This window comes from Chloroflexota bacterium (genome assembly GCA_026713825.1).
Lineage (GTDB): Bacteria > Chloroflexota > Dehalococcoidia > Lucifugimonadales > UBA1127 > UBA1127.
This window is the reverse complement of record JAPONS010000098.1, coordinates 1-1,585: the sequence shown is the minus strand read 5'-3', so window position 1 is coordinate 1,585 and position 1,585 is coordinate 1. Positions and strand designations below refer to the sequence as shown.

Genomic DNA, 1,585 nt, shown 5'->3' with positions numbered 1-1,585 from the left:
GGATACAGTTGCAATTGAAGGTTGAGGCCGGGGATGCCTTCGTCCCAGTCGGGTGATCCCCAGTGGGTGACGCCGTCCTGGTGCCATGCGACGGAGCCGCCGACGCCTGCCTGCTTGACGAAGATCGCGTCGTTGTAGGGGACGAAGTCCGGTCCGTTGATCGCTTGCGACACGGCCAGGAGGTGCGGATGGCCATAGACCCGGAGCGCCGCTGGCATCGCCTGGCACATGCCGTGTAGCAGGAAGACCACATATTCCGGCGCATCGGCGTCCGGCTGCGGCTGGACCATCCGGTGCGGATGGCGACCGTTAAGCATGGCCCTGCCGCCCCAAGGGTCGGAGAGCGGCTTCACCAGCGTGTAGGGCTCGTAGGCATAGTCCCGCCCGAGGGCCGCTCGGCCGTGCCTGTCCAGATGGGCTCCCGGACGCACGGGTGCGCGCTCGATCATCATGTCGGCGTCCTGCCGAAGCTCGTCCAGCTCTGCTTCGCCGACCACGCCCTGGAACACGTAGAAACCGTGCTTCCAGTAAGCCTCCAAGATGTCGGGATGCAGGCTACTGTCTGCGCCGAAGCGGACCGGCCCGCGATTGGCAAATCCACGGGCGCGTTCCTCACCGGCGCGAAGATAGGCCGTCGTACGCTCGGCGTGCTCGGCCCTGGTCGGGTAAGTCCCTGGAGGCGAAACTTGGTTCATGGCGGGGCACCCGCAACTGCCATCTGCGGCGAAATCCTAGGCCACCGCTTGCCTCGCCGCAATTGTCTGCCCCTGTATGAGACGCCCGCGCTGTGGCTTAGCCATTGTCGCTTAGGAGGTTACGCGAGGGGGCCTGACGGCGGTACCCCAAGGTGGGCCAGGTGATCGGCGGTTGTCGAGCCGTGCCAGCGGCGGATTCGCCGGATTCCGCCCCACGTTCCGGGGTACACGCGACGCTGGCGGGCCAGAGCGTGGACCTGTCTCGCGCCGACAAGAGCAATGCGCTGGCCAACGTGCTGACGGGTCTTGCACAGCGCTTCGGCGCACAGGCGCCGGCGAACGATGACGACCCGTTTGCGCGAAACCGGCTCGGCGGCGGTCCCGCCTCCCCCGCCTCCGTTCTGTCGTCATCGCACGCTGGCGCGGATGCGGACTGAGGCCGGATGCTCGCGGGCGTGGCAATGTCCCCGAGCGAGGGCGAGGGCACGTTCGACGACTCCGGGGCGACGACTGGCGCAGAGGGAAGCATCGAGAGCACGACGACCACGGTGAGCCCGTATGCGCGGTTCCAGGTGAGCGAAGGGGTCATGGCCTGGGGCCTCCGTGGTGGGGCACGTGCGACATGACCATCGCGTTCGACGACGGCACGGACCCGGTCAGCACCGACCTCTCGATGCAGCTTGGTGCGCGGGGTGAGCTGCTCAAACAGGACGAGGCGGGCGGCATGGGCCTCGCGGTCAGGGCCGACGCGTTCTTCGTGTGGATGGAGTCGGAGAAGGCGTCGAATTCGGCGGCGACGTCGGCGAATGCGAGCCGGTTGCGCCTCGTGCTGGAAGGCGGGTGCTCGTTCGACGTGGGCGGCAGCACGGTGGTGCGTCCGGCGCTCTAGC

At 67.7% G+C, this 1,585-nt stretch carries 4 protein-coding genes; 3 read left to right on the top strand and 1 reads right to left on the bottom strand.

Annotation, left to right across the window (positions count from 1 at the left end; genetic code table 11):
* Positions 1-695, bottom strand: a 695-nt coding sequence (locus tag OXC99_11785; GenBank protein MCY4625664.1) for a phytanoyl-CoA dioxygenase, incomplete at its 3' end; no start/stop codon positions are given.
* 161 nt (positions 696-856) lie between these two features.
* Here OXC99_11785 and OXC99_11780 point away from each other — a divergent pair.
* From OXC99_11780 to OXC99_11770, 3 genes are read left to right on the top strand one after another with little or no spacing between them, the layout of a single operon-like run.
* Positions 857-1,132, top strand: a complete 276-nt coding sequence (locus tag OXC99_11780) for a hypothetical protein (GenBank protein MCY4625663.1) — start codon at positions 857-859, stop codon at positions 1,130-1,132.
* 18 nt (positions 1,133-1,150) lie between these two features.
* Entirely contained in the window at positions 1,151-1,321 is a 171-nt protein-coding gene (locus OXC99_11775) for a hypothetical protein (protein MCY4625662.1), read from the top strand.
* Positions 1,318-1,584, top strand: a complete 267-nt coding sequence (locus OXC99_11770) for a hypothetical protein (protein ID MCY4625661.1) — start codon at positions 1,318-1,320, stop codon at positions 1,582-1,584. Before OXC99_11775 ends, OXC99_11770 begins: the two co-directional genes overlap by 4 nt.
* Position 1,585: the final 1 nt, after the last annotated feature.

Bases quoted from the DNA above. Each gene is read 5' to 3' on its own strand.
- OXC99_11770 (MCY4625661.1), top strand. From the start codon at position 1,318: ATGACCATCGCGTTCGACGACGGCACGGACCCGGTCAGCACCGACCTC.